The sequence below is a fragment of the Pseudomonas sp. NKUCC02_KPG genome (genome assembly GCF_019345465.1).
GTDB lineage: Bacteria > Pseudomonadota > Gammaproteobacteria > Pseudomonadales > Pseudomonadaceae > Aquipseudomonas.
In genome coordinates, this window is record NZ_JAHKRC010000002.1 from 85,985 (window position 1) to 105,666 (window position 19,682).

17 protein-coding genes and 2 pseudogenes are annotated in these 19,682 nt (G+C 57.9%); 12 read left to right on the plus strand and 7 right to left on the minus strand.

Annotated elements, in window-relative coordinates; genetic code table 11:
* Positions 1 to 612: 612 nt before the first annotated feature.
* The 4 genes and pseudogenes from KO536_RS03160 to KO536_RS03175 form a co-directional block, all read left to right on the plus strand.
* A pseudogene (locus tag KO536_RS03160) lies at positions 613 to 1,323 on the plus strand (ImpA family type VI secretion system protein); the annotation flags it as partial.
* Positions 1,307 to 4,492: pseudogene (gene tssM / locus KO536_RS03165) on the plus strand (type VI secretion system membrane subunit TssM); the annotation flags it as partial. The pseudogenes KO536_RS03160 and tssM, both read left to right, overlap by 17 nt.
* Positions 4,492 to 5,220: a PP2C family serine/threonine-protein phosphatase gene (locus KO536_RS03170; protein WP_219261058.1), complete on the plus strand. Its 729-nt coding sequence runs from the start codon at positions 4,492 to 4,494 to the stop codon at positions 5,218 to 5,220. The pseudogene tssM and the gene KO536_RS03170, both read left to right, overlap by 1 nt.
* Complete coding sequence (locus tag KO536_RS03175; RefSeq protein ID WP_219261059.1) at positions 5,217 to 6,221, plus strand: serine/threonine-protein kinase; 1,005 nt, start codon at positions 5,217 to 5,219, stop codon at positions 6,219 to 6,221. Before KO536_RS03170 ends, KO536_RS03175 begins: the two co-directional genes overlap by 4 nt.
* A gap of 39 nt (positions 6,222 to 6,260) precedes the next feature.
* Here the strand turns inward: KO536_RS03175 and KO536_RS03180 are convergent, their stop codons facing one another.
* Positions 6,261 to 6,422 (minus strand): DUF2986 domain-containing protein, encoded by a 162-nt coding sequence (locus KO536_RS03180; protein ID WP_133076105.1) that lies wholly within the window; start codon positions 6,420 to 6,422, stop codon positions 6,261 to 6,263.
* A gap of 524 nt (positions 6,423 to 6,946) precedes the next feature.
* On the opposite strand from KO536_RS03180, the gene KO536_RS03185 reads away from it, so the two are divergent.
* Complete coding sequence (locus KO536_RS03185) at positions 6,947 to 8,035, plus strand: hypothetical protein (RefSeq protein WP_219261060.1); 1,089 nt, start codon at positions 6,947 to 6,949, stop codon at positions 8,033 to 8,035.
* Positions 8,036 to 8,096: 61 nt separating this feature from the next.
* Here the strand turns inward: KO536_RS03185 and KO536_RS03190 are convergent, their stop codons facing one another.
* Positions 8,097 to 9,434, minus strand: a complete 1,338-nt coding sequence (locus KO536_RS03190) for an MFS transporter (RefSeq protein WP_133076107.1) — start codon at positions 9,432 to 9,434, stop codon at positions 8,097 to 8,099.
* Positions 9,435 to 9,560: 126 nt separating this feature from the next.
* A complete protein-coding gene (locus KO536_RS03195) occupies positions 9,561 to 10,457 on the minus strand; it encodes a DMT family transporter (protein WP_219261061.1) in 897 nt (298 codons plus the stop codon).
* A 97-nt stretch (positions 10,458 to 10,554) separates the two neighbouring features.
* Here KO536_RS03195 and KO536_RS03200 point away from each other — a divergent pair, with 97 nt between their 5' ends.
* Positions 10,555 to 11,886 (plus strand): PLP-dependent aminotransferase family protein, encoded by a 1,332-nt coding sequence (locus KO536_RS03200; RefSeq protein ID WP_219261062.1) that lies wholly within the window; start codon positions 10,555 to 10,557, stop codon positions 11,884 to 11,886.
* A gap of 26 nt (positions 11,887 to 11,912) precedes the next feature.
* On the opposite strand, the gene KO536_RS03205 is transcribed toward KO536_RS03200, so the two are convergent.
* Positions 11,913 to 12,350: an Lrp/AsnC family transcriptional regulator gene (locus tag KO536_RS03205; protein ID WP_133076111.1), complete on the minus strand. Its 438-nt coding sequence runs from the start codon at positions 12,348 to 12,350 to the stop codon at positions 11,913 to 11,915.
* 132 nt (positions 12,351 to 12,482) lie between these two features.
* Between KO536_RS03205 and KO536_RS03210 the strand changes: the two genes are divergently transcribed.
* Positions 12,483 to 13,376, plus strand: coding sequence for a DMT family transporter (locus KO536_RS03210; protein WP_219261063.1), 894 nt, complete (start codon positions 12,483 to 12,485; stop codon positions 13,374 to 13,376).
* A 62-nt stretch (positions 13,377 to 13,438) separates the two neighbouring features.
* Here the strand turns inward: KO536_RS03210 and KO536_RS03215 are convergent, their stop codons facing one another.
* On the minus strand, positions 13,439 to 13,930 hold the full coding sequence (locus KO536_RS03215) for a hypothetical protein (RefSeq protein WP_133076113.1): 492 nt from the start codon (positions 13,928 to 13,930) through the stop codon (positions 13,439 to 13,441).
* Between the two features lie 252 nt (positions 13,931 to 14,182).
* Here KO536_RS03215 and KO536_RS03220 point away from each other — a divergent pair, with 252 nt between their 5' ends.
* Genes KO536_RS03220 through KO536_RS03240 form a run of 5 tightly spaced genes read left to right on the plus strand, consistent with a single transcriptional unit; the run spans position 14,183 to position 18,908 of the window.
* On the plus strand, positions 14,183 to 15,763 hold the full coding sequence (locus tag KO536_RS03220) for an ABC transporter substrate-binding protein (protein WP_133076114.1): 1,581 nt from the start codon (positions 14,183 to 14,185) through the stop codon (positions 15,761 to 15,763).
* Positions 15,748 to 16,731 carry an ABC transporter permease gene (locus tag KO536_RS03225; protein ID WP_219261064.1) on the plus strand — a complete coding sequence of 328 codons (984 nt, stop codon included), beginning with the start codon at positions 15,748 to 15,750 and terminating at the stop codon, positions 16,729 to 16,731. The genes KO536_RS03220 and KO536_RS03225 overlap by 16 nt, the downstream gene beginning before the upstream one ends.
* Positions 16,728 to 17,534 carry an ABC transporter permease gene (locus tag KO536_RS03230; protein ID WP_133076117.1) on the plus strand — a complete coding sequence of 269 codons (807 nt, stop codon included), beginning with the start codon at positions 16,728 to 16,730 and terminating at the stop codon, positions 17,532 to 17,534. Before KO536_RS03225 ends, KO536_RS03230 begins: the two co-directional genes overlap by 4 nt.
* Positions 17,534 to 18,325, plus strand: coding sequence for an ATP-binding cassette domain-containing protein (locus KO536_RS03235; RefSeq protein ID WP_133076118.1), 792 nt, complete (start codon positions 17,534 to 17,536; stop codon positions 18,323 to 18,325). The genes KO536_RS03230 and KO536_RS03235 overlap by 1 nt, the downstream gene beginning before the upstream one ends.
* Positions 18,318 to 18,908 (plus strand): ATP-binding cassette domain-containing protein, encoded by a 591-nt coding sequence (locus tag KO536_RS03240; protein WP_133076119.1) that lies wholly within the window; start codon positions 18,318 to 18,320, stop codon positions 18,906 to 18,908. The genes KO536_RS03235 and KO536_RS03240 overlap by 8 nt, the downstream gene beginning before the upstream one ends.
* Positions 18,909 to 19,013: 105 nt before the next feature.
* Here KO536_RS03240 and KO536_RS03245 read toward each other — a convergent pair whose 3' ends face one another.
* Together KO536_RS03245 and KO536_RS03250 are read right to left on the minus strand one after the other, a co-directional pair.
* On the minus strand, positions 19,014 to 19,346 hold the full coding sequence (locus KO536_RS03245; RefSeq protein ID WP_133076121.1) for a DUF6388 family protein: 333 nt from the start codon (positions 19,344 to 19,346) through the stop codon (positions 19,014 to 19,016).
* A gap of 43 nt (positions 19,347 to 19,389) precedes the next feature.
* Positions 19,390 to 19,650, minus strand: coding sequence for a helix-turn-helix domain-containing protein (locus KO536_RS03250; RefSeq protein WP_133076122.1), 261 nt, complete (start codon positions 19,648 to 19,650; stop codon positions 19,390 to 19,392).
* Positions 19,651 to 19,682 lie beyond the last annotated feature (32 nt).

Below are 19,682 nucleotides of genomic sequence, written 5' to 3' on the forward strand. Positions count from 1 at the left end.
GAATGCTTTCCTTGCTGAAAAATAGAGGAGTCCACAGGCTTAATTGCACTGCAGACGCCAAACCAACTATCAAAGTTCATGCCGTAATAAATAAATCCGTTATATGTCAATAGCTTAAATTTAAAAGCTAAAATTCAGCTAGCGTATGGTGCGGAAGTTATCAATAAAGTGCGCAAGAAGTTGCGCAGTACTGTGCAACTTCTTGCGCACTTGCCTGTGGGCGGCTAAGTTTGCACTTCGCAGAGATCTATCCACAGGGTTGTCCACATATAGGTGCGCAACTTTTGGCGCATGTACAGCAAGGTAATATTGCGCGGTTACAGCATCCGCAAAAATCAATCACTCAGGAATCTTCTTTGCTGCTTTTAGGAATAGTCCTACATGCCTGCTCTTGAGATGAGTGTATGGTTCTCTCGCATTACTTATTCTCGCGGCGCTGTAAGGGCATGAAAACAAGATATTTCCTATGAGAGATTCTTGTATTTCATTCTTTATGCTCGACGCTTACTCATGAATAGACGAGCTCGCAACTAAGAATCTAAAAATTTTTCTTTTTTTCCGCGTCTTACAGCTCTTTGAATTTGTCGCGTAAATCTTAATTTAAGGTCATGGATGTCCTACTCCAGTAAACTTTCGGCTCACTATCTTGAACTCGCGAAAACCTCAATTTCCGAAGAGGGTTTTTCGGGCGAGGACGTTCGTTTTTCCAGCGAGTATGAAGGGCTGGAAAGCGAGCTGAGTAAAGCCCAATCCATGCACGAAAGCGGTCAGATTGACTGGGTTAAGGTCTGTGAAAACAGCGAAACCCTGTTACGTACCCAGTCCAAGGATTTGCGAGTGGGTGCCTGGCTGACCTGGGGCTTGTACCAGCGCGAATCCTTCCAGGGGCTGTTGGCTGGTCTGGGGTTTTTGCAACACTTGTGTGAGAACCATTGGGCTGAAATTCATCCAGGCAAGGCTCGCACCCGCGCAGCGGCCCTCAGTTGGTTGGTGCCACGCCTTGAGCAGGTGCTGAACGAAAACATCGCGATCAAAGAGCAACTGCCGCTGTTTCGCCGGCTGGTGGAGCACCTGGAAGGCCTGGATGCAGCCTGCTCCGAACATTTGGGCGACGACGCCCCGTTGTTGCTGCCAATCTCCCGCCGTTTAAAAAACCTGGTTCAGCGTGCTGCTGACAACCAGCCGGAACCCGGTCTGGTCGGCGCTGCTGTGGCCCAGGTCAAGCAGGCCGCCACGCAGTTGTTCACTCCCGGTGCGCCGATCGACAACGAGAAAGACGCCCACAAGGCCTTGCGTGTCCAGCAGGAAAATGCACGACCGTTACCGCGGTCGCAGTGAGCGCTGGCGCAGTGATTTACCCTGGTACTTGCTGATTGGTCCGCAGGCCAGTGGCAAAACCAGCTTGCTGGACTTCTCGGGGCTTGAGTTTCCGATCAACAAAATTGATCGAAAACTGACCCGCGACACCCACGGTACCCGCCACTGTGACTGGTATTTTGCCGATCACGGCGTGCTGATCGACACTGCTGGCCGTTACTTGACCCAACCAGATGACGACGTCGATGGCAGTGCCTGGAACACGTTGCTCGACCTGCTGCGCAGGCGTCGCCGCAATCGCCCGCTGAACGGTGTACTGGTGACCCTCCCGGTGGAAGCCCTGTTGAACGACACTGAGCAGGAGCTTGAAGCCTTGGCCCGCCAAGTGCGTGCGCGTCTTCAGGATGTGCATCAGACATTGCACGTCGATGTTCCGGTTTACCTTGTGTTGAGCAAGGCGGACCGCCTGCCAGGTTTCGATGAGTTCTTCGACCAATTGACGCGTGAAGAGAGCGATCAGGTGCTCGGCTCCAGTTTCCGCAAGGAACAGAGCGGCGCTGATGTAGCCGTGCTACGCACCGAGTTCGAAGGGCTGCTGCATCGCCTCAACAGCCAGGTGATCATGCGCATGCACCAAGAGCGTGATACCCAGCGCCGTGGCCGTATCCTCGACTTTCCGCATCAACTGGGAAAAGTCGGAGAGCGTCTATGCCTGTTTGTCGATATGGCATTCACCGGCAACCGCTACCAGCGTGCCAGCCAGTTGCGCGGTTTTTACCTGACCAGCGCTCCACATCTGACAAAAAAAATGGACGAAACTACCGCCAGCATCGGCGCCAACCTGAGCATGAAAACCGGCGTGTTGCCGACCCTGCACAGTGGCCGTTCACGTTTCATTCACCATGTGCTCAGCCGGGTGATTTTCCCCGAGGCCGATCTTGCGGGCCTGGACAAACACGAACGCAGTCGCATCCACTGGGGCCAGCGTGCGCTGTACGCAGGCGCATTGGCTGCATTGGCGCTATTTGGCCTGCTCTGGGCAAGCGGTTTCTCCGCCAACTACGAGCGCCTGGAAAACCTGCGCACCCTGGCACAAGCCTGGAGCCAGCAGCGCTCGGCCCTCAGCCCCCGTGATGATTCCATGGCGGTGCTCAAGACCCTCGACACCTTCTACGCGGCGTCTCAGGTGTTCCCGAAAAGAGGCGATGTGAGTTACCACGAACGAGGCGGCCTGTATCAGGGTGAAGACGTCAACCCGGTGGTCCAGACCGCCTATGAGCGTGAGCTGGAAGGGCAGTTGTTGCCACGGGTCGCGACCCTGCTGGAAGGGCAGGTTCGCGCCAACATGAAAGACCGCACGCGCCTGCTCAACAGCCTGCGTGCGTACCTGATGCTGAACATGGAGGATCGTCGCGACACGCCGTGGCTCAAGGACTGGGTCGCTAGCCAATGGTCTCAACGTTACACCGGCAATACCGCTGTACAAAACGGATTGAACAGCCACTTCGAGCGCTTGCTGAAGCAGCCGTTTATCTATCCGCTAAATGATCAGCTAGTGGCTCAGGCGCGTCAGGTTTTACGCAGCGAGTCCCTGGCCAACGTCGTCTATCGGATGCTGCGCGAGCAGGCCCGTGATCTGCCGGACTACCGTTTCAGCCAACACCTAGGCCCACAGGGGGCGCTGTTTGTGGGCACTGATTACGTGATTCCGGGGTTCTACACCCAACAAGGCTATGAGCAGTATTTTTCGGTTCAGGGCTCGATGCTGGTCACTGAGATCCTGAGTGACAACTGGGTACTGGGTGAAAGCTCGGGTATCAGTGGTATGGATTTGCGTCGCCTGTTGGTCGAACTCGAGCAACTGTATTTTCGCGACTACGCCAACTACTGGGGTGAAGCGGTGGGCCGGATCGCGCTGGCGGCCATTAGCGATTTTAGTGACGGCGCCGAGCAGTTGGCGGGTCTGACATCTGCCAATTCACCGATCCTGCAACTGCTGGTGCAAGTGCGTGAAAACACCCGATTCCCAGTGGTCGCCGATACTGTAGATGACGCCGCCGATGCGGCAGGGAAACCGGTAGAAAAGGGCAGTAAGCTCGGAAAACTGGCGGTCGCTACGGCGGGCAAGGCGTCAGACGCCTTGGTGAAAAAGCTGCCGGATACCGCGAGGAAATCCTTGCAAAGTCGCTTTGAGTCGCTGCACCGCTTACTCGACGACAACAATGGCCCAACCGCTGACCTGATCCCGGCCATGACCGCCCTCAATGAGCTTCAAATGCAGATGGCCAGTCTGGCCCGTTCCAGCTCGCCGGAGCAGGCCGCGTTCGAAGCGGCCAAGATCCGCATGGGTGGCCAGCGTGATGCGCTGAGCAACCTGCGCACTGCGTCTGGACGTCTGCCGCGGCCTGTAGGCGTGTGGTTCAACGTATTGGCTGAAGACACCTGGCGCCTGGTACTCAGCGACTCCTATCGATATTTGAATCAGCGCTATCAGAGTGAGTTGTACAGTTTTTACGCCAAGGCGATCAGCAAGCGCTACCCGTTTAGCGCCCACAGCGCCAGTGACGTGGCAATCAGCGACTTTCGCGAGTTTTTCAAGGCCCAAGGGATTGCCGACCAGTTCTTCGACAGCTACCTGCGTGCGTTTGTCAGCGGAGATCCGGGTCACTATCGCATGCGCAGCGTCGATGGTCAGAGTCTGCCGATTTCCAAGGTCTACCTTGATCAGATGGCCGCCGCGCGCGTGATCCGGCAGAGCTTCTTCGCCGACAATCCGGCCGAGCCTCAGGTGCAGTTCAAACTGGAGCCGTACACCCTCGACCCGGCTGTCAGCCGTTCGGCGCTCAGGTTTGGCGACACGACCATTGAATACCGTCATGGCCCGATAGTACCGGTGTCGTTCAAATGGCCAACCGACGCTGAAGACGGACGTGCCAGTCTGGTGCTCGACAAAATGGTCGGCCGCCCGCTGGGGATCGAGAAGAACACCGGCCCTTGGTCGTTGTTCCGTCTGTTTGATTTGATGCAGACCGAATACCTGACCGGCCGTGACGTGCTGGTGCTCAAGGCTGACGTAGGAGGCCTGCGCGCCAATTACTTGTTAACAAGTCAGCGCGCGCCAAACCCTTTCGACACGGGCGTGTTGCGCACCTTCCGCCTGCCGGTGCAGCTCTGATGCGGGTGGCCAGTCCCTGGCGCAGCGCTGCGCGCACCGATGCAGGCAAGGTTCGGGCGCGCAACGAAGATGCTTTCCTGGACGCTGCGCAGCAAGGGTTGTGGGTGGTTGCGGACGGCATGGGGGGGCATCAGAAAGGCAATATCGCCAGCCAGTTGATCGTCGACAGCCTGGCGCAATTGCCGGTGCTGGATGATTTCGATGAACGACTCAAAGGTATTCGCCAGTGCCTGCACTGGCTCAATCGCCGATTGAGTCAGGAGTTGACGGTCACTGATGGGTGTCACGACAGCATCATGGGCAGCACCGTGGTGGCGCTGTTGGTAGAAGGCAGTCGCGCGGCCTGCATCTGGGCCGGTGATAGCCGCTGCTACCTGTGGCGTGGCCAGCGTTTGTATCAGCTGTCTAAAGACCATTCGCTGCAACAGCAACTGATCGACGAGCAACAAATGAGCGTCGAGCAGGCCAAGGACCATCCGGCAGCTCATGCTCTGACCCGCGCTGTAGGCGCTGCCGAGCAACTGACCTTGGATGTGCTGGAACTGGAGGTGTATCCCGGCGATGCGTTTTTGCTCTGCAGCGATGGGTTGTATCAAGGACTCGGCAGCGATGCACTCGGCAATGCCTTGAGCCTGACCGCCCCGCAAGTTGCTCTGGAACGATTGTTTGACGGCGCATTGCGGGGCTCGGCTCGGGACAACCTGACAGCCGTAGTGATCCGCCAATGACTGAGCACATGCAACCGATCAACGACCTGCTGGAGAGCGAAGAGCAAGGCAGCAGCCTGACCTGCTTTGCGTTCGCGAAATCGTACAACGCTGACGCTGCGCTGGCGCCTACCAAGACCAGTACCGGTGAACTTCCCGAGGTGCTGGCTGGCCGTTACCGCATCGAGCGTCTGCTCGGTGCCGGCGGTATGGGTGCTGTTTACCGTGCACGGGACTTGCTGAGAGAACAGTTCGGCGATCCCGACCCTTACGTCGCGCTGAAAGTGCTCAGCGAAGAATTTGCCGAGTCGCCGGACGCCAGCGCGCTGCTCTACAACGAGTTCGCCCTGACCCGGTGCCTGCGCCACGACAACGTACTGCGTTTGTACACCTTTGAAGTGGACACGGACTGCCAACGAGCATTTGTCACCATGGAGTTCATGCGTGGCCTGACCCTGGATAACTTGCTCTGTGATCGCCCCCTGGGCCTGCCGTGGAAGGAGTTGCACGACATCGTGCTGCCGTTGCTCGATGCATTGGCCTACTCCCATGCCCGCGGCGTGCTGCATGGTGATATGAAGCCGAGCAACGTGATGCTCAGCGAAGAAGGTGTGCGGCTGTTTGACTTCGGACTCGGCCAGGCGCAGAAGGGCATCCTGCAAGGTCTGCCGCACTTGAGCCGCGAGCGCTTCAATGGCTGGACGCCGGGCTATGCGGCCCCGGAACTGCTTGATGGCCAAGCGCTGTCGGCCAGTGCCGATGTGTACGGCGTGGCCTGCGTGATCTACGAGCTGGCGCAGGGCAAGCACCCTTTTCGCCGAGTGCCCTCGAATCACGCCCGCAATCAGCATCTGGAGCGCGAGCTGCAAGCGCCTGAGAACATGCCGAAACACTGCTGGTCAGCCCTGCGAACGGCGCTGGCTTTCGATGTGGCAGATCGAACGATCACTGCCAAGCAATTGCGTGATGCTTTCTCTGTCAATTCATCCTGGCTGCAGCGCTTGATTCATTGGCGCAACTGATCCCTATGGGCGCTTGGCTGAATCAGCGTTTGAAATCCGTCAGCTCTCGGATGAGGTGATCGGGTCCTGGCTGGTCTCGGCAGCCAGCTTCAGCCGGTCAGCTTTGCTGATGTACTTGACCTTGTTTTTCGGTGCCAGCTTGGCACTGGCTTTCTTGGCGTGAGCCTTCAATAGCTGCGTTATTTTCTTGCGACGGTTCATGTCTTCTACTCGGCGTGTAAGTGCTGTTCCACACGGGCGTTGATGGACGCTATGGAGCGGTGTTCTGTAACGACAATTGTCAGTTATTTTTGCAAGGAACGCTCAGTAAATGACGCGTATTTTTGCACCTGGCCTGATTCGAGGGATGGCAGGCTTCAGGCCTTGCGCTGCGAGAGTGCGCGCTTGGGTGTTTTTGTCGAAATTGGCTAAGTGTTTGATTTGTAAAAACATACTTGTTTCATAATGTTTCGAGTGTTTTTGCGGTTATTTTCGCCATGCTCTGTGTTTATGTGCTGTAAATAAATGGTTTTTACGGATTTTGCTCCGTATTTTGTGATTTATATGGTGAAAATAACTGCTCAACACTTCCTATACTGCGCTCGGCGTCTGCGTACCTGCACCGTTCGAAAAAGCACGATGTTTTTTTGAGCTGCCATGGAGATAGTCGCTCTGCGGAAAGGATAGGGCATTAATGGCCTCACTTTTCCCGTGCACCTAATAAGTCTAAGAATGAGAAAAGTGTAATGAATAAACAGTCGGTCCAGATTGCTCTTGCATACATGTCTGTCGTCATTGGCGGTGGCTTCGCTTCCGGGCAGGAGGTGCTACAGTTTTTCACCGGCTATGGGTTGATAGGCATCGTAGGCACTCTGGTGAGCGGTTTGATGTTCGCATTCCTCGGTATGCAGATCGCTCGATTGAGTTCGAAGATGCAAGCGAACTCCCACAAGGAAGTTCTTTACATCCTGTTCGGAGCACGTCTGGGGTGGGTTGTTGATGTCGTGCTGTCCTTCTTCCTGTACGGCGTCGGAGTGGTGATGCTGGCGGGTAGCGGTTCGATCTTTGCCCAGCAATACGACCTGTCTCCATTGTTTGGCGGTGCACTGATGGCTGTACTGGTGATCGCTACCCTGTGCATGAACGTCAAACGAATCATTGATTTGATCAGCGCGGTGATGCCTTTCCTGCTGGCGATGGTGTTGATCATCACCACCTACTCGATTTTCAGCTACAACGCCCCTATCGAGACCCTCGATGCAGTGGCCCGCGAAAACAACGAGACGGTCACTGGCAACTGGTTTGTCGGCGCATTGTTGTACGCATCGTTCAATATCGCCGTTGGCTTCCCGATGCTGGCTGTGATTGGCGGCATGACCAAGCAGCCCAAGGCTGCTGCACTCGGCGGCGTACTCGGCGGCCTGGGGTTGGGTGCGCTGATCCTGCTGTTGAATATCGGCCTGTTTGCAAACATCAACCAGTTGCAGGGCATTGAAATGCCATCCCTGGCACTGGCGGGGCGCATCTCGCCAATCCTTTCGGTGGTGATGTCGGTGGCGCTGGTGTGTATGGTCTACAGCACGGCGGTGGGGATGTTCTTTGCGTTCAGCGCACGTTTCTCCAAGCCTGAAACGAGTCGCTTCAAAATGATCAGTGCAGTGACGGTATGCGTGGGGCTGGGCCTGAGCCTGGGCGGCTTCAGCAAGTTGGTAGGCACTGTCTACCCGCTGCTGGGCTACGTCGGTTTCGCCCTGATCCTCGCCATCTGTTTCAACTGGGTGCGTGGTCGTTCCATTGCCAAGGCGCAAAAAGCCGCCCTGGACGCCGTGTCCTGATCTTGCTGGCGCCGAGCCCTGGTTCGGCGCCATCCCTTCTCAGTCCTGTTCTTCCAATCCTTCAGACCGTTGCCGCCGCCGCGCTCCCTTTTTCCGGCGTGGCAACATCATGCAGTGAAATCCGCGAGGTCTCGGGTAATGCCAGGCCGCCAGCCAGAGCCAGCAGTGCCACTGCCATCAGGTAAAACGCAGGCGACAGATTGCTGCCCGTGGAGCTGATCAGCCATGTAGCTACCAGCGGAGCCGTGCCACCGAAGAGGGTATAGGCCATGTTGTAGGTGATTGCCGACGCGGTGTAGCGAGTGCGTGTCGGGAAGGTTTCCGAGAGCAACGCGGCGGTGACCACGCCACACAACACCGCACCTATGGCCAGGAGCATCACGCCGATGATGGACGCTGTGAACCCTCCGGAGCTGGCCATCATGAACGACGGGTACACCGCGACGATCAGCAGCACGCATGCCGTCACCACTGTAGCCCGACGCCCGACCCGGTCCGAATAGAGCCCGGCCAGCGGGCATATTGCAGCGGCGAAGATCAGCGCTATCAGCGACACCAGCAAGGCGGTGGCGCGACTCAACCCTCCTGCCACTTGCAGGTAGGTCGCGAAGTAGGTGGTGAACATGTAAAAAGACAGCGCCGTCAGCGACACAAAGGCCCCCAGGCAGCAGATGGCCGAGCCATGGTTGCGCAAGGTTTCCTTGAGAGGGGAGTGGGCAATCTCATGTTCCTCGGTCACCGCCTGGAACGCCGGTGTTTCGTCCAGCCTCCAGCGCATGTAAAGCCCCACCAGGCCCAGGGGGGCGGCAATCAGGAACGGCAGGCGCCAGCCCCAGCTGCCCATGGCCTCGGCCGATAATGAAGCCTCAAGTGCGTAGGCCACCACGGCCGCGGCGGCAAAAGCGGAAAATGTCGACACGGGAAGAAAGCTGCCGTACCAGGCCCTTTTATCGTTGGGCGCGTGCTCCATCAGGTAGGCACAGGCTCCCGCATATTCGCCCCCGGCAGAAAACCCTTGGGCGCAGCGGATCAGGGTCAGAAGAATCGGCGCTGCAACCCCGATAGCGGCATAAGTGGGCAGCACTCCGATCAAGGTCGTAGCACCGGCCATCAGCAGAATGGTCATGGCGAGTGTGCGCTTGCGCCCGATTCTGTCACCCAGCATGCCGAAGAAAATCCCTCCCAGTGGCCTGAATGCGAAGGCCACGGCAAACACCGCAAACGTCTTGAGCAGCGCGGCACTGGTATCGCCACTGGGGAAAAACTGCTGGGCGATGGTGGTGGCCAGAAAGCCATACACGGCGAAGTCGAACCATTCGACGAAATTACCGATGGTGGCGGCGGCGATTACTTTTCTCAGCGTTTTCGGGCTGACCTGCTCTGTGGATACGCTCGTCATGCTGAACCTCGACCTGTCATCAGTTAGTCGTGATTATCGAGGCAGCGGTTGATGTGATTCGCTCCAAAAGTGTCATCGGCATAGTCAGCACCGACTGATCCGCGGATTAACGCCGTGTGCTACAGGCTACCGGGCAAACTTTTTGGCACCTGCCACGCACAGAATCACCGCCGCGGTGACGCCAAACATGCCCATGCTGACGCTTTCGTGCAGCAACGTGGCCGCCAGTGCCAACCCGAAAAAAGGCTGCAGGAGCTGTAGTTGCCCAACCGCTGCGATTCCGCCCTGGGCCAGTCCGCGGTACCAGAATATGAAGCCGATCAGCATGCTGAATACCGAGATGTAAGCCAGGCCAAACCAGGCCGGGGGGCTGATGCCGGCGAATGAAGACGGGGCGCACAGCCATGCCAGTGGAGCCATGATGGGCAGCGATAGCACCAGCGCCCATGAAATCACCTGCCAGCCGCCCAGCGTGCGGGACAGTTTTGCGCCTTCGGCATAACCCAGGCCACAGATCAGGACGGCCAGGAGCATCAGGATGTCGCCTTCAGGAGCCGCTGTCAGGCCCTGGGACAGGGCATAAGCCACCACGAACGCACTGCCCAGGATGGAAAAAACCCAGAACGCAGGCCTTGGACTCTCCCCGCCACGGACGACGGCGAAGGCTGCCGTGGAGAGAGGCAGCAGGCCGAGGAAAACAATGGTGTGGGCCGACGTCACATGCTGCAAAGCCAGTGCGGTCAACAAGGGAAATCCGACGACAACACCGGTTGCCACGAGTAACAGCGGGACCAGATGGCTTCGTTGCGGCCGCCGTGCCTTGAGCAACCCCAGCATGGCCAACGCAATCACACCGGCAATGCTGGCGCGGGCCAGGGTCAGAAACACCGGATCAAACGCCTGCACAGCCACCTTGGTCGCGGGCAGTGAAGCACTGAAAATGACCACGCCAATAAACCCGTTGATCCAGCCGCTCAGGTTTTTTTCAGCACTGGGGTTTTGCAGCTTGGAGGTACGTTCCATCGAGTCTCACGCTCACGGCTAATCGCGGGATTGCATGCAGCACATCCTAGGGCTGATGATTAATGACAATCAAAATATTGTCATGGATACAAGTTCGATGTCTCGATTCCGGTACAAGTCGCTGGTCGACGCGTTTGCAGTTGATATTCGCTCAGGGCGTTTGCCTCCAGGCACGCGGCTGCCTACGCACCGCCAGTTGGCGGCCAGCGAAGGCCTGGCGCTGGTTACGGCCAGCCGGGTGTATGCCGAGCTTGAGGCCATGGGGCTGGTCAGTGGCGAAACCGGGCGTGGCACGTTCGTCAGGGAAACCTCGCTGCCACCTGGCCACGGCATTGACCAGCCCGATGTGACTGCCGGGATGCTGGACCTCAACTACAACTACCCCTCATTGCCGGGCCAGGCCGATATGCTGCGCACCGCGTTGCGTCAGCTTGCGTTATCCGGTGATCTTGAGTCGCTGCTGCGCTACCAGCCCCATGGCGGGCGTCTGCATGAGCGGGCGTCGGTGGCGCGGCATCTGGCCATGAGCGGGCTGAACGTACCTGCCGAACAGGTGCTGATCGTCAATGGCGCGCAACACGGATTGACCGTCGTCCTGATGGCCTTGCTACAACCTGGGGATGTCATCGCAGTCGACGGGTTGACTTACCCGGGCTTCAAGGCACTGGCCCTTGCCCTGCATCTTGAAATACTGCCCATACCGACAACAGAAAACGGGCCCGATCTGGATGCCCTTGCAAAGCTCTGCCGCAGCCGCTCGGTGCGTGCGATCTACAGCATGCCCACCTTGCATAACCCGTTGGGCTGGGTGATGGGCCTTGAGCAGCGCGAGCAGTTGGTAGCGATCGCCCGCAAGCATGATCTGCATATCATTGAGGACGCTGCCTACGCTTTTTTAGTCGAAAACCCACCTACGCCCCTGGCCGAGCTGGCACCTGAAAGGACGGTCTACGTTTCCGGGTTTTCCAAAAGTGTGGCGGCGGGCCTGCGGGTTGGATTTATCGTTGCGCCCGCAAAAAAAGTCGGTGTACTGGAGCGAATCATCAGGGTGACCGCCTGGAACGCCCCCGGCGTGATGACCGCAATCACCAGTGCCTGGCTTGACGATGGCACCGTAAGCCGCCTGGAGGCGCAAAAGCGCAAGGACGCACAAGCAAGGCAACTTATCGCTGATGAACTACTGGCCGGGCTGCATACAGTTCGTCATCCATCTTCCTACTTTGTCTGGCTACCCCTGTCGGAGGACGCCAGGGCGGATCAGGTGGTTGCGGCGTTGCTGCGTGAGCAGGTATCGGTCTCAACCGCCCAGCCGTTTGCCACCTCAGCTCATGTGCCCCATGCGATCCGGCTGGCGCTGGGCTCGGTGGACATGAATTCACTGCGAGAGGGCCTGGCCAAAGTGAAATGGGTGGTTCAAGCCCATGCTTAGGGCGGGCAGGGCCTCAACCGGGAAGTTCACGCCATGGGCGGCAAGCGGCGTTTGACCGGGCTTTTCTTGATAATTGACGTATTGGTTTCGGCATAGGCATTCAGGCCATCGAGCAGGCTGTCCAACTGCTCGATTGAGCGCACATGTAAACGAGCGATAAAACAGTCATCCCCCGTGACCTTGTCGCATTCAGTGAACTGAGGGGTGTTCTGGATCTGGCGCTCCACCTCCTGCAACTGGCCGGGTAGCGGTCGAATGCGGATGATGGCCTGGAGCTGATAGCCGAAGGCCTTGGGATCAACGTTCACGGTATAACCGGTGATGACTTTGCGCTCCTCCAGCTTGTGTATTCGCTGCGCAACACTGGGTGACGACAGGCCGCTGATGCTGGCAAGGGTTTTAAGGGAGCAGCGGGAGTCTTCCATCAAGGCGCTGATCAATAGCTGATCTATCTCGTCGTTCATTTTTTGCTCCTTAGGCAAAACCAGCAGAATGCCTCAACACTAAAGGCAAATAGGTTGATTTGCCTTTTCTGGATTATGGAGCTGCGTGCGGCGAGATTGCCATACTGGTTTCCTACTTTGAAGGAGGCAAACATGGACAAAACAACGCAGCGTGGTTCGCTGGAGATGGTCGCTGCCATGCTGATTTCCGGCACCATCGGCTGGCTGGTCCTGCTCTCCGGGCAGGCGGTACTGGACGTCGTGTTCTGGCGCTGTGTATTCGGTGCGGCAACGTTGCTGGTGATTTGTGCGCTGATGGGTTTCCTGCGTCCCGGTATATTGAATCGTCATAGTTTTCTACTGATTGTGTTGAGCGGGGTAGCCATCGTCGCCAATTGGGTGCTGTTGTTTGCCTCCTACTCACGGGCCTCCATCGCCATTGGCACTGCTGTCTACAACGTCCAGCCGTTCATTTTGCTTGGCCTGGCGGCGTTGTTTCTCGGCGAAAAAATCACCCTGCAAAAACTGGCCTGGCTTGGGGTGTCTTTCGCAGGAATGCTGGCCATCGTCAGTGCCCATCACGGGCAAGGGGAGAGCGGAACGCAATATTTGCTGGGGATTGCCCTGGCGTTGAGTGCGGCGCTGATGTATGCCGTGGCCGTATTGATCATCAAGCGTCTGCGAGGCGTGCCCCCGCACCTGATCGCATTGATCCAGGTCAGCACCGGAGTTCTGCTGCTGGCACCGATGACCAACTTCACGGAACTACCCACGGGCACACAGGCCTGGAGCACATTGCTGACGCTGGGCGTCGTCCACACCGGTCTTATGTACGTACTTCTCTACGGCGCAATCCAGAAATTGCCCACGGCATTGATCGGAGCCCTGAGCTTTATCTACCCCATCGCCGCGATATTTGTGGACTGGTTTGCCTTTGGCCATCGCCTGGAACTTCTGCAATGGATCGGGGTTGGCGCGATTCTGGTCGCTGCTGCCGGGATTCAATTGGGGTGGCGAGTGGGAGGGCGCAGGTTGGTGAATGGATGATTAGCGGCGGTCTACGAGTGCTTGGCCACTACCCCTGTGGCCAAGTACTCGTCAAATCTGGCTTAAATCCCCGACCGACTCATCGGGCTGATCATCCGCACTCCCAAGCTGAGCGCTTGCGTCACCAGTGCTCTGAGGTCAGCGGTGTTTTCGTCCTTGATGCACTGCGCCAGTTTCTCGCCAAGGGTCGGGGCGCAGTCGGTGCCTTCAGGGTAGGCGCGCAAGATCAATAGCCCGCTGTTGGTCAGTACGACTTCGTAAAACGCCACTCCGGACATGCCGTCGAAGTGGATGTAGCCGATATCGGCCAGCCATTTGACGGTGGCCAGGAACAGGTTTTCTTCCTTTTCCAGGGCTTCGCGGTCGCGGTCGCCCAGGGTTTTGTAATCGATAAAACTCTCTGCAGTGAGGGTGATCGGCAAGGGGAAGTTGCGGTAAAGATGGCCCAGGATCAAACCGGTATAGCAGTCGAACAGTTCAATGTTGTTGGACGGCAGGGCGTTGATCGAGTGGACGTTTTTATCTTTGAGGTGACCGGCTAATCCTTTGAACATGCGAACCTCTGTCAGTTGAGTCTGTTTACCGTGACTGAATAATCTTCCCCATTGGTATAGCACAGTCATACGGCTGGAACCTGACCTGGGGCAATTGTTACAAAGTGATGCCAGAAGGCCGGAAAAACCCTAAAAAATCAGATGGATAACTGGCTATTTAGAGTCAGACTGCTATTACTGTTGGGCGCGATGACGTGCGCATAGCCGCTTTTCAGGCTGTCTGGGCGAGCCTATTTCTGATCGGGAGGATTGATGTCAAAGACTGCATGGATGCGTAACACCTTGGTGGCGGCTGCTTTGCTGAGTGTAATGGCAGCGCCGGCTTATTCGTCGCAGGCCCGCACCTTGCAACTGGCCATTGGCGATGAGCCGACCGAGGGTTTTGACCCTATGTTGGGATGGAGCCACGGCAGTTACTTGCTGTTGCACAGCCCGTTGCTCAAGCAGAACGAAGACTTGTCCTGGAGCAGTTTTCTGCTAAGCGATTATCAGGCCAGTGACGATGGCAAGACCTGGACCCTGAAGCTCAAGCCCGACCTCAAGTTCTCTGACGGCTCTCCCCTGACAGCCAAGGATGTGGCCTACACCTACAACAATGCGGCGGCCAGTGGCGGCAAGGTCGACATGGGTAACTTCCTCAAGGCCGAGGCGGTTGATCCACTCACCGTGCGTATCGAGCTGAAGGCGCCGCAAAGCACCTTCGTCAATGTGCTCGGCTCGTTGGGTATTGTTTCGGCGGACAAATACGATGCCAAAACCTACGCGCAAAAGCCGATTGGCGCAGGGCCCTATCGACTGGTCAGTTATCAGCCGGGCCAGCAGTTGATTGTTGAGGCCAACCCGTTCTACGCGGGGCAAAAGAACGATTTCAATAAACTGGTGTTTGTTTTCCTTGATGAAGACAGCGCTTTTGCTGCCGCCCAAAGCAAGCAGTTGGGCATTGTGCGCATTGCCCCTTCGCTGGCAGTGACTCCGGCACCCGGCATGAAACTGTGGGTGCGCCCCAGCGTTGAAAACCGTGGCATTGTGATGCCGACCATCGCCTCGGGTAAAAAAGATGCCCACGGTTATCCCATTGGCAATGATGTGACGGCAGATGTCGCCATCCGCAAAGCCATCAACTATGCAATCGATCGTCAACTGCTCGCCGATCAGATTCTCGAAGGGCATGCTGTGCCGGCGTATTCCGGCGTCCAGGGCTTGCCGTGGGCTAACCCGGATGCGGCCTTCAAGGACGGCGATATCGCCAAGGCCAAGCAGATTCTGGATCAGGCCGGTTGGGTAGAAACCGCCAGCGGTGTCCGTGAGAAAAATGGCCAGCCGGCCAAAATCACCCTGTGGTACGCCAGTGGCGATGCCACCCGTCGTGACCTGGCCCAGGCCGTGCGTTCAATGCTCAAACCCGTGGGTATCGACGTGGACCTGAAGTCCGGCAGTTGGGAGACCGTCGAGCGCAATATGCACGCCAATCCGACGCTCTTTGGCTGGGGCAGTCTTGACCCGATGGAGCTTTACCACCACTACAGCAGCCAGGCGGCGGGCGTCGAGTACTACAACCCCGGCTATTACAAAAATCCGGCAGTCGATCAGCATCTCCAGCAAGCACTGGATGCGCCGACCTGGCAGCAGGCGGTGCCGTTCTGGCAGCAAGTGGAGTGGGACGGCAAGACCGGCGTTGGCGTCAAAGGCGATGCGGCCTGGGCCTGGCTACTGAACGTGCAACACACCTATCTGGCCGATGAGTGTGTGGATTTGGGCAAAGGCGCGCCGGAAATCCACGGGTCCTGGTCGCTGCTCAACAGCATCGATGGCTGGAAATGGACCTGCAAGTGATACGCGGGCTCTCGCTCTTCGTTGTGCGTTTGATGGGCTTGCTGCTGGTGACAGCAGCGGGCACCTTTGCGTTGCTCAGCTTTTCTCCGGTGGACCCGATACGCGCCTATATAGGCAACGACTTGCTGCACGTGCCGCCCGAGCAATACCCGTTGATTGCCGCGCGCTGGGGGCTCGACCTGCCGTTGTGGGAGCGCTTCTTGCGCTGGTTCGGCCAAATGCTGCAAGGGGATTTTGGCTACTCGATGCTCTATAACGCGCCGGTCTCGCAGGTGATCGGCGAGCGCTTCGCCACCTCATTCGCACTGCTGTTCTCGGCCTGGCTGTTTTCCGGCATCGTCGGCATGGTCCTGGGCCTGACGGCAGGGCGCTACTTGAACCGTTGGCCTGACCGGCTGATTTCGACCCTGTCCTATGTGCTCGCCTCCCTGCCGACCTTCTGGATTGGCCTGTTGCTCCTGTCGCTGTTTGCCGTAACCCTCAACTGGGCGCCGATCTGCTGCGCCTGGACCCCTGGCAGTAATGCCGAAACCGCCACCTGGGGCGACAAGCTCAGGCACTTGATTCTGCCCATGCTGGCGCTTGGCATGCTGGGCGTAGGCAATATCGCCCTGCATACCCGCTCGCGGGTGGCCGAGGTGATGAACAGCGAGTTCATACGGTACGCCCGTGCCCAGGGCGATAAGGGCTGGCCTTTGATCAACTTCCATATCGTGCGCCATGCCCTGACCCCTGGCGTGTGTCTGCAATTTGCATCCGTGGGGGAGTTGATAGGGGGCTCGTTGCTGGCTGAAAAAGTATTCGCTTATCCAGGCCTGGGGCAGGCCACGATTGATGCAGGGTTGCGCGGTGATATTCCGTTGTTGATGGGGATTGTGATGTTTTGCGCGGTGCTGGTCTTTACCGGCAACAGCATTGCCAACGCGCTGTTATTGCGCCTCAACCGTGGGGCGGCGCGCCAGTCATGACGTACGATCCGAATCGCGCCTTGCTCAGGCTCTGCCTCTCGCTATTGATATTGCTGGTGTTGATCGCCTATGGCATTTCGATCATCAATGTTGATGTCTCCATGGACCTGCTGGCGCGGCGTCTGCCACCGTCGGCCGAGTACTGGTTTGGTACCGACAGCCTGGGACGCGATCTCTGGCTACGGTGCTTTCAGGGGATGACCACCAGCCTGCAGATCGGCCTGACCGCGGCCTTCAGCAGTGGTTTTCTGGCCATGCTGGCCGCCAGTTTGTGTGCGCTGAACAAAACCCTGGATTACCTGATTCGCGGCCTTATCGACAGCATGCTGGCGTTGCCGCATTTATTGTTGCTGGTGCTGATTTGTTTCACCCTGGGCGGTGGCAAACAGGGGGTGATCCTGGCGGTGGCCCTGACCCACTGGCCGCGGCTGGCATTGATCCTGCGTGGCGAGATCCTGCGTATCCGTGAGACGGATTTCGTGATGCTCTCGCACCGCCTGGGCAACAGCAACTTCTACCGCTGGCGCCATCACTTGCTGCCCTTGCTGTTGCCGCAGTGGATCATCGGGACCTTATTGATGTTCCCCCACGCAGTTTTGCATTCGGCGGCGTTGAGCTTTCTGGGCTTTGGCCTGGCACCCCATGACCCGTCCCTGGGCCTGTTGCTGGCCGATGCGCTGAGGTATTTGAGCAGTGGTGCCTGGTGGCTGGCGTTTTTTCCGGGTTTGATCCTGGTGAGTCTGGTGTTGGTGTTTGACCAATTTGCACGAGCATTGCAGCAGCTCTGGATAAGGATTACCTAATGCTCAAATTCGACCAGTTTTCGATCGATGTTGCTCATTACCACTGGCTGGGCCACAAAACCTGGCATCCATTGCTAAGCAATATCTCCCTTGAGGTTCATCCCGGCGAGCTGGTGGCGCTGGTGGGTTCCAGCGGTGAGGGTAAAAGCCTGCTGTTGCAAAGCACCCTGGGCTTGCTGCCCGAAAACATGCGCTGTCGCGGTGACATAGTGCTCGACGGGCAGGTACTGGATGATGCCGGCAAGGTCGATCAGCGCGGTAAAACGGTGTGTTATGTGCCCCAGGGCGTCAGCGCCTTGAATCCGCTGATCAAGGTCGGGCCGCAATTGATGCGTGCCGCACGCTTGAGCGGAGCCAGGCTGGGAATGGGGGATGTGGCTGAGCAACTCAGGCACTACAACTTGCAGCCGGAGTTGGTGGATGAGTTTCCGCGTACTCTGTCGGGCGGGATGGCCAAGCGCGTGCTGGCCAGTTGCGCGGCCCTGACCCATACGCGTTATATCCTCGCTGACGAGATCACCTCGTGGCTGGATGACGAGCACGCCTGTCAGTTGCTGACTCAGCTCAAGGGTTTTTGCCTGCAGGGGCGCGGCATATTGTGGGTTACCCATGATCTGGCGCTGGCGGCACGTTTTGCCGACAGGATCGCCGTATTGCACCAGGGCGAACTGCACGAAACCCTGAGTGCGACAGAGCTACGGGAGAACGGTGGCAGTCCTTGGTTGCAGTCGCTGTGGGCGGCGTTGCCCGAGCAGCAGTTCCTGGCGCGCAGGGTGCCTGAATATGCTTGAAGTCCAGCAATTGAGTATCGTGCAGGACGGTCGCCGACTTTGGGATTCGGTGTCGTTTCACGTCCGGCCGGGAGAGCGTCAGGGCATCTCGGCGCCCAGCGGCTATGGGAAAACCACCTTGGGCCGGGTGCTGGCGCAATGGCAGTCGGCAACCTCGGGCCGGGTCACTGTGGATGGCAAGCCCCTGTCGCAAAAGGGTTATTGCCCGGTCCAGTTAGTGCCGCAACATCCCGAGCAGACCTTCAATCCTTATCGCACCACGGGCGAAAGCCTGCGCGATGCCTGGTCGCCGGACGCTGCCTGGCTGGCGCGCCTGGCCGTAAATCCCGGCTGGCTGACGCGGCGTCCGGATGAGTTGTCGGGCGGCGAACTGGCGCGTATCGCCTTGCTCAGGGCCCTTGATCCGCGCACCCGCTACCTGATTGCTGACGAAGTCACTGCCCAGCTGGACCCGCATATTCAGGCCCAGGTCTGGCAAGTCTTGCTGGAAGAGGCCAGGCATCGTGAGTTGGGGCTGATTGTGTTCAGCCACAACAAGGCGCTGCTGGAGAAGGTATGTTCGAGTATTTGGGTGGCGCAGTGAATGTTGCGTAAATCCTGTAGCCGCACCGCAACCCCCCCTGTGGGAGCGGGCTTGCTCGCGATGCAGGTGCTGCGGTGTTTCAGGTGACGTGTGGAACCTATGAAATCAGCGCCCTTCAAGGCCATGTAGTTCGCAATATTCTGCCCAGTCCATGCCCGCCATTTGCGCCACTTCGCGGTGAACCTCAAGACGCTGGGCCTCGAATTCTTCGGCATTTGCACTGGTCAATTGCAGGGTCAGTTCCCAGGCAAAAAAGCCCAGGCGCTCGGCCTCGGCCTCAAAGGCTTCGTTCAAGCGTTCCTGGCGATACTCCTTCATCGACTGGCCGACAGCGCGGGCAGCCAACGGGTTTAACGTTTCAAGTTCTGCGGCCAGCTCCGGGTGTTCGGCGAGAAAGCGATCAAGGGCTTTTTGATGATTTGTTCCGGGTTCGGTCACACAAGACTCCTGATTGAATAAGGTCATGTTGCTGAGTTCAAGATCAGTTTTTGGTGAGCTGTCCATTGCCAGCAGGCACAGTGGCAGAGGGGGGGCGATACAGGGTGTGGCGACCGTTCAGGATGTAGAGCACATCAATACCGAGCAGGGTGATCAACGCCAGATAATCGGCTCGGGGCAGGCTCAGGTCCCGCTCATACAGGCTTTGCGTGTTGCGACCGATTCCTCCGGCCAGCGCCAGTTGCTGCTGTGTCAGATCAAGGCGCAGGCGCTCTTCTCTGAGGCGTTTTCCGTAGGTACTCATGTGCGTAACCTGAATAGGAACATGGTCGTCAT

What these genes read in the sequence shown, in the direction of transcription:
- KO536_RS03170 (WP_219261058.1), top strand. Translation starts at nt 4,492, where the DNA reads ATGCGGGTGGCCAGTCCCTGGCGCAGCGCTGCGCGCACCGATGCAGGC.
- KO536_RS03235 (WP_133076118.1), top strand. Translation starts at nt 17,534, where the DNA reads ATGCTCAAATTCGACCAGTTTTCGATCGATGTTGCTCATTACCACTGG.
- KO536_RS03175 (WP_219261059.1), top strand. Translation starts at nt 5,217, where the DNA reads ATGACTGAGCACATGCAACCGATCAACGACCTGCTGGAGAGCGAAGAG.
- KO536_RS03190 (WP_133076107.1), bottom strand. Translation starts at nt 9,434, where the DNA reads ATGACGAGCGTATCCACAGAGCAGGTCAGCCCGAAAACGCTGAGAAAA.
- KO536_RS03180 (WP_133076105.1), bottom strand. Translation starts at nt 6,422, where the DNA reads ATGAACCGTCGCAAGAAAATAACGCAGCTATTGAAGGCTCACGCCAAG.
- KO536_RS03205 (WP_133076111.1), bottom strand. Translation starts at nt 12,350, where the DNA reads ATGAACGACGAGATAGATCAGCTATTGATCAGCGCCTTGATGGAAGAC.
- KO536_RS03215 (WP_133076113.1), bottom strand. Translation starts at nt 13,930, where the DNA reads ATGTTCAAAGGATTAGCCGGTCACCTCAAAGATAAAAACGTCCACTCG.
- KO536_RS03240 (WP_133076119.1), top strand. Translation starts at nt 18,318, where the DNA reads ATGCTTGAAGTCCAGCAATTGAGTATCGTGCAGGACGGTCGCCGACTT.
- KO536_RS03230 (WP_133076117.1), top strand. Translation starts at nt 16,728, where the DNA reads ATGACGTACGATCCGAATCGCGCCTTGCTCAGGCTCTGCCTCTCGCTA.
- KO536_RS03200 (WP_219261062.1), top strand. Translation starts at nt 10,555, where the DNA reads ATGTCTCGATTCCGGTACAAGTCGCTGGTCGACGCGTTTGCAGTTGAT.
- KO536_RS03220 (WP_133076114.1), top strand. Translation starts at nt 14,183, where the DNA reads ATGTCAAAGACTGCATGGATGCGTAACACCTTGGTGGCGGCTGCTTTG.
- KO536_RS03195 (WP_219261061.1), bottom strand. Translation starts at nt 10,457, where the DNA reads ATGGAACGTACCTCCAAGCTGCAAAACCCCAGTGCTGAAAAAAACCTG.
- KO536_RS03250 (WP_133076122.1), bottom strand. Translation starts at nt 19,650, where the DNA reads ATGAGTACCTACGGAAAACGCCTCAGAGAAGAGCGCCTGCGCCTTGAT.
- KO536_RS03210 (WP_219261063.1), top strand. Translation starts at nt 12,483, where the DNA reads ATGGACAAAACAACGCAGCGTGGTTCGCTGGAGATGGTCGCTGCCATG.
- KO536_RS03185 (WP_219261060.1), top strand. Translation starts at nt 6,947, where the DNA reads ATGAATAAACAGTCGGTCCAGATTGCTCTTGCATACATGTCTGTCGTC.
- KO536_RS03225 (WP_219261064.1), top strand. Translation starts at nt 15,748, where the DNA reads ATGGACCTGCAAGTGATACGCGGGCTCTCGCTCTTCGTTGTGCGTTTG.